We start from the raw sequence: 6867 nt of genomic DNA, 5'->3' as shown, positions 1-6867 counted from the left end.
AGAAGGGTTGCCCCGGAGGCTGGCTCGGTGAGCTGGTTGATGGTGTGTGTCCGATTCTTGAGAACTCAACAGCGTGTCAAAAATCGATGCCAATGTTTTACCTCGTGGTGGGGTGTGGCTGGCTGCTCGTAGTGTTCGGGTGGTTGGTTGTGTCCTGCGCGATATTATCCTTTGGTTGAATGATGACTGCTTTTTATAGCTAGTTGTTTACTTCAGTCAGTGATTTTGCCCTTCGTGGGTGTTTTACTTCAACGGAGAGTTTGATCCTGGCTCAGGACGAACGCTGGCGGCGTGCTTAACACATGCAAGTCGAACGGTGATCTCGGAGCTTGCTTCGGGTGATCAGTGGCGAACGGGTGAGTAACACGTGAGTAACCTGCCCCAGACTCTGGGATAACTCCGGGAAACCGGAGCTAATACCGGATATGACACTCGCACGCATGTGCTGGGTGTGGAAAGTTTTTCGGTCTGGGATGGGCTCGCGGCCTATCAGCTTGTTGGTGAGGTAGTGGCTCACCAAGGCGACGACGGGTAGCCGGCCTGAGAGGGCGACCGGCCACACTGGGACTGAGACACGGCCCAGACTCCTACGGGAGGCAGCAGTGGGGAATATTGCACAATGGGCGAAAGCCTGATGCAGCGACGCCGCGTGAGGGATGACGGCCTTCGGGTTGTAAACCTCTTTCAGCAGGGAAGAAGCGAAAGTGACGGTACCTGCAGAAGAAGCACCGGCTAACTACGTGCCAGCAGCCGCGGTAATACGTAGGGTGCGAGCGTTGTCCGGAATTATTGGGCGTAAAGAGCTTGTAGGCGGTTTGTCGCGTCTGCTGTGAAAATCCGGGGCTCAACCCCGGACTTGCAGTGGGTACGGGCAGACTAGAGTGTGGTAGGGGAGACTGGAATTCCTGGTGTAGCGGTGGAATGCGCAGATATCAGGAGGAACACCGATGGCGAAGGCAGGTCTCTGGGCCACTACTGACGCTGAGAAGCGAAAGCATGGGGAGCGAACAGGATTAGATACCCTGGTAGTCCATGCCGTAAACGTTGGGCGCTAGGTGTGGGGCTCATTCCACGAGTTCCGTGCCGCAGCTAACGCATTAAGCGCCCCGCCTGGGGAGTACGGCCGCAAGGCTAAAACTCAAAGGAATTGACGGGGGCCCGCACAAGCGGCGGAGCATGCGGATTAATTCGATGCAACGCGAAGAACCTTACCAAGGCTTGACATACACCGGACACATCCAGAGATGGGTGCTTCTTCGGACTGGTGTACAGGTGGTGCATGGTTGTCGTCAGCTCGTGTCGTGAGATGTTGGGTTAAGTCCCGCAACGAGCGCAACCCTCGTTCTATGTTGCCAGCACGTGATGGTGGGGACTCATAGGAGACTGCCGGGGTCAACTCGGAGGAAGGTGGGGATGACGTCAAATCATCATGCCCCTTATGTCTTGGGCTTCACGCATGCTACAATGGCCGGTACAAAGGGTTGCGAAGCCGTGAGGTGGAGCGAATCCCAAAAAACCGGTCTCAGTTCGGATTGGGGTCTGCAACTCGACCCCATGAAGTCGGAGTCGCTAGTAATCGCAGATCAGCAACGCTGCGGTGAATACGTTCCCGGGCCTTGTACACACCGCCCGTCAAGTCACGAAAGTCGGTAACACCCGAAGCCGGTGGCCCAACCCTTGTGGGGGGAGCCGTCGAAGGTGGGACTGGCGATTGGGACTAAGTCGTAACAAGGTAGCCGTACCGGAAGGTGCGGCTGGATCACCTCCTTTCTAAGGAGCGTCTGACCAGGCCGGCCCGTTGGGTGGGTTCTGGTGCAGAGCCCGGTCTGTCCCCGAGTGTGGGGCAGCGGGTGCTCAAGGGTGGAACATCGATTAGTTGGCGCTGCGTGCGTGGTGCTGGTGAGTACGGACCGTGAGCCCTTTGGTGGGTGTGGTCGGGGAAAGCTGGTGTCGTGTGGGTGGTGCTTGACACGTTGTTGGGTCCTGAGGGATCGGGCGAGCGCATGCTTGTTCTGGTTGCTCTGGTTGTGGGCCCTGCCAAGGCTTGGACGTGTGTCCGGGTGGCGGTGGGGTGCCGGTTGTATGTTGAGAACTTCACAGTGGACGCGAGCATCTTTGTGGCCAAGTTTTTAAGGGCACACGGTGGATGCCTTGGCACCAGGAACCGAAGAAGGACGTAGGAATCTGCGATAAGCCTCGGGGAGTCGATAACCAGACTGTGATCCGAGGATTTCCGAATGGGGAAACCCGGCTGGAGGCAAGTCCAGTCACCCGCGCCTGAATATATAGGGCGTGTGGAGGGAACGTGGGGAAGTGAAACATCTCAGTACCCACAGGAAGAGAAAACAACAGTGATTCCGTGAGTAGTGGCGAGCGAAAGCGGATGAGGCCAAACCGGTCGTGTGTGATAGCTGTCAGGCGTTGCACGTCCGGGGTTGTGGGACCTCTCGGTCGGGACTGACATCCCGGCATGGAGTAAGAAATCTGCGTCATAGTCGAAGAGCATTGAATGGCTCGGCACAGAGGGTGCGACCCCCGTAGACGAAATGGTGTGGACTCCAGAGGGGGATCCCAAGTAGCACGGGGCCCGAGAAATCCCGTGTGAATCTGGCAGGACCACCTGCTAAGCCTAAATATTCCCTGGTGACCGATAGCGGACAAGTACCGTGAGGGAAAGGTGAAAAGTACCCCGGGAGGGGAGTGAAATAGATCCTGAAACCGTGTGCCTACAATCCGTCGGAGCCTCCCGCCATTGGGCGTGTGGGGTGACGGCGTGCCTTTTGAAGAATGAGCCTGCGAGTTAGTGCTCAGTGGCGAGGTTAACCCGTGTGGGGAAGCCGTAGCGAAAGCGAGTCCGAATAGGGCGTTCTAGTCGCTGGGTCTAGACCCGAAGCGGAGTGATCTACCCATGGCCAGGTTGAAGCGCAGGTAAGACTGCGTGGAGGACCGAACCCACTTAGGTTGAAAACTGAGGGGATGAGCTGTGGGTAGGGGTGAAAGGCCAATCAAACTCCGTGATAGCTGGTTCTCCCCGAAATGCATTTAGGTGCAGCGTCACGTGTTTCTTGCCGGAGGTAGAGCTACTGGATAGCCGATGGGCCTCACCAGGTTACTGACGTTAGCCAAACTCCGAATGCCGGCAAGTGAGAGCGTGGCAGTGAGACTGCGGGGGATAAGCTCCGTAGTCGAGAGGGAAACAGCCCAGATCACCAGCTAAGGTCCCTAAGCGTGTGCTAAGTGGGAAAGGATGTGGAGTTGCTGTGACAACCAGGAGGTTGGCTTAGAAGCAGCCACCCTTTAAAGAGTGCGTAATAGCTCACTGGTCAAGTGATTCCGCGCCGACAATGTAGCGGGGCTCAAGCACACCACCGAAGCTGTGGCATTGACATATTTGCTCGGCACCAGCACCTGCGGGTCTGGTGTCCAGGCGTGTTGATGGGTAGGGGAGCGTCGTGTGGCCAGGGAAGCGGCGGAGTGATCCAGCCGTGGAGGCCACACGAGTGAGAATGCAGGCATGAGTAGCGAATGACGGGCGAGAAACCCGTCCGCCGAATAACCAAGGGTTCCAGGGTCAAGCTAATCTGCCCTGGGTAAGTCGGGACCTAAGGCGAGGCCGACAGGCGTAGTCGATGGACATCCGGTTGATATTCCGGAACCGGCGAAGAACCGCCCCTGACGAGGCTTGTGATGCTAAGTGCCTGAAGCGCGCCCACCGACCCTTCGGGGTCACCGGGTGCGTGGAGCGCACGAACCGAACTTGTAGTAGTCAAGCGATGGAGTGACGCAGGAAGGTAGCCTCCGCGTGGCGATGGTAGTCCACGTCCAAGGGTGTAGGGCGAGGTCCAGGCAAATCCGGACCTCATACAAGCCTGAGACCTGATAGTGACCGCGTATGCGGGAAGAGGGTGATCCTATGCTGCCGAGAAAAACTTCTAGCGAGGTTCGAGCCGCCCGTACCCCAAACCGACTCAGGTGGTTAGGTAGAGAATACCAAGGCGATCGAGTGAATCGTGGTTAAGGAATTCGGCAAAATACCCCCGTAACTTCGGGAGAAGGGGGGCCCTGATCGTGACGGAACTTGCTTCCCGAGCGTGATCGGCCGCAGAGACCAGGGAGAAGCGACTGTTTACTAAAAACACAGGTCCGTGCCAAGTCGCAAGACGATGTATACGGACTGACGCCTGCCCGGTGCTGGAACGTTAAGGGGACGGGTTAGCCGCAAGGCGAAGCTCAGAACTTAAGCGCCAGTAAACGGCGGTGGTAACTATAACCATCCTAAGGTAGCGAAATTCCTTGTCGGGTAAGTTCCGACCTGCACGAATGGCGTAACGACTTCTCCACTGTCTCAACCACGAACTCGGCGAAATTGCACTACGAGTAAAGATGCTCGTTACGCGCAGCAGGACGGAAAGACCCCGGGACCTTTACTACAGCTTGGTATTGGTGTTCGGTACGGCTTGTGTAGGATAGGTGGGAGACTGTGAAGCCGTCACGTCAGTGATGGTGGAGTCAACGTTGAAATACCACTCTGGTCGTTCTGGACATCTAACCTCGGTCCGTGATCCGGATCAGGGACAGTGCCTGGTGGGTAGTTTAACTGGGGCGGTTGCCTCCTAAAAGGTAACGGAGGCGCCCAAAGGTTCCCTCAGCCTGGTTGGCAATCAGGTTTTGAGTGTAAGTGCACAAGGGAGCTTGACTGTGAGACAGACATGTCGAGCAGGGACGAAAGTCGGGACTAGTGATCCGGCGGTGGCTTGTGGAAGCGCCGTCGCTCAACGGATAAAAGGTACCCCGGGGATAACAGGCTGATCTTGCCCAAGAGTCCATATCGACGGCATGGTTTGGCACCTCGATGTCGGCTCGTCGCATCCTGGGGCTGGAGTAGGTCCCAAGGGTTGGGCTGTTCGCCCATTAAAGCGGTACGCGAGCTGGGTTTAGAACGTCGTGAGACAGTTCGGTCCCTATCCGCTGTGCGCGCAGGAAACTTGAGAAAGGCTGTCCCTAGTACGAGAGGACCGGGATGGACGAACCACTGGTGTGTCAGTTGTTCCGCCAGGAGCACCGCTGATTAGCTACGTTCGGAAGTGATAACCGCTGAAAGCATCTAAGCGGGAAGCACGTTTCAAGATGAGGTTTCCACGCCCGCGAGGGCGAGAGGCTCCCAGCTAGACGACTGGGTTGATAGGCCGGATGTGGAAGCACAGCAATGTGTGGAGCTGACCGGTACTAATAAGCCGATAACTTGACCTAACAAAGATGCTACGCGTCCACTGTGCAGTTCCCGAGATACAAACGGGACCACAACACTGATTTGATATCTCCATAGAGTTACGGCTGCCATAGCGAAGGGGAAACGCCCGGCTCCATTCCGAACCCGGAAGCTAAGCCCTTCAGCGCCGATGGTACTGCACTGGTGACGGTGTGGGAGAGTAGGACGCAGCCGGACACACTTTCTGGGGTCCTGGACGAAACTTCACAGCTTCGTCCAGGACCCCTTTTTTTTATGCGCTGCGCCATGGGATGGTGCGAGCGCAGCCAGAGGCGGAAGGATGATCCCATGAGCGACGATCGCGACTGGAAGGACCGTGGATCCCGGGGCGACGGCGAGTCCCGTCCCAGGGGCGGAGACGGCCGGCCGTCCGATCGTCGGGGCGCGCGGCAGGGCGGTTCTGGTGATCGCGGCCGTGACCAGAGTCGAGGCCAAGACCGAGGGAGTCGCTCGGGCGGGAGCCGTCAGGACGCCCCGCGGGGGTCTCGGAGTGGCCCCGGCGAGCGGTATCAGGGCCGTGATGACCGCCGTGATGACCGCCGTGATGACCGGCGGAGTGAGTCGCGGTCTGGTTCTTCGGACCGTGGGCGCCATTCAGAGCGAGACGACCGCCGTGACGACCGCCGTGACGACCGCCGTGACGACCGCCGTGACGACCGCCGTGACGACCGCCGTGACGACCGCCGTGACGACCGCCGTGGCGCCGCACGGCCCTCTGGGGGGCGTCGCGATAGCGATGAGCGTGGCCGGCGCGACCCCCAGGGCGGTCCGCGGCGCGAGTCCCGAGGTGGGGCTTCCCGTCCCGATCTCGACCGTCGGGGTGGCCCCCGCTTGACACCGAAGTCGCCACGTAAGCCCGAGCCGCGGATCCGTGAGGGTGTCACCGGCCACGAGGTCGACCGGGGGGTCAAGAACCAGCTGCGGACACTGTCCAAGGAGAACGCCGAGGGGGTGGCGCAGCACTTGGTCATGGTGTCCGAACTGCTCGACACGGACCCCGAGGCGGCTCTGGCCCATGCGGAGACCGCCGCGCGCCGGGCCGGACGGGTGCCCGCTGCCCGTGAGGCACTGGGGCTCGTGGCCTACCGGATGGGTGACTGGGCCCGCGCCCTGAGCGAGTTCAGGACCGTGCGTCGCCTGTCGGGGTCGAGCCACCTTCTGCCGCTCATGGTCGATTGCGAGCGAGCCCTGGGACGCCATGTCAAGGCTCTCGAGCTTGCGCAGAGCGACGAGGCCGCGAACCTGGCGATCGACGACCGGGTGGAGCTCGCCATCGTCGTCTCCGGACTGCGTCGCGATCTCGGCCAGCTCGATTCCGCCATCGCCGGCCTGTCGGACCTGGTCCGCAGGCTGAGCCCCAACCGCCCCTCCGCTGCCCGGCTGTACTACGCCTACGCTGACGCCAAGCTCGCCGCTGGAGACCCGAGCGGCGCGCGGGAGTGGTTTGCGCGAGCGGCCGACGCGGACCACGAGCTGGAGACGGACGCGGCTGAGCGGCTCGATGAGCTCGACGGCGCCGAGGTCATCGACCTCTCGCCGGACCTCGAGGACGACGACGAGGGCCTGAGCCCCGAGGAGCGGTGAGCCGGGTGCGCCTC

At 59.9% G+C, this 6867-nt stretch carries 2 protein-coding genes and 3 rRNA genes; all 5 read left to right on the top strand.

Annotated features, from left to right (window positions below):
- Positions 1–248: 248 nt before the first annotated feature.
- A 16S ribosomal RNA gene (locus tag OO014_RS01775) occupies positions 249–1770 on the top strand.
- Positions 1771–2119: 349 nt separating this feature from the next.
- Positions 2120–5250, top strand: a 23S ribosomal RNA gene (locus OO014_RS01770).
- 79 nt (positions 5251–5329) lie between these two features.
- Positions 5330–5446, top strand: a 5S ribosomal RNA gene (gene rrf / locus OO014_RS01765).
- Together the 16S, 23S and 5S rRNA genes form the textbook arrangement of a ribosomal RNA operon.
- 238 nt (positions 5447–5684) lie before the next feature.
- Positions 5685–6104 carry a hypothetical protein gene (locus tag OO014_RS01760; RefSeq protein WP_272460528.1) on the top strand — a complete coding sequence of 140 codons (420 nt, stop codon included), beginning with the start codon at positions 5685–5687 and terminating at the stop codon, positions 6102–6104.
- Positions 6101–6853, top strand: coding sequence for a tetratricopeptide repeat protein (locus OO014_RS01755; protein WP_272460527.1), 753 nt, complete (start codon positions 6101–6103; stop codon positions 6851–6853). Before OO014_RS01760 ends, OO014_RS01755 begins: the two co-directional genes overlap by 4 nt.
- Positions 6854–6867 lie beyond the last annotated feature (14 nt).

Origin of the sequence: Intrasporangium calvum (genome assembly GCF_028446585.1) — a bacterium.
Lineage (GTDB): Bacteria > Actinomycetota > Actinomycetes > Actinomycetales > Dermatophilaceae > Intrasporangium > Intrasporangium calvum_A.
This window is presented reverse-complemented; position numbering and strand designations above follow the sequence as displayed.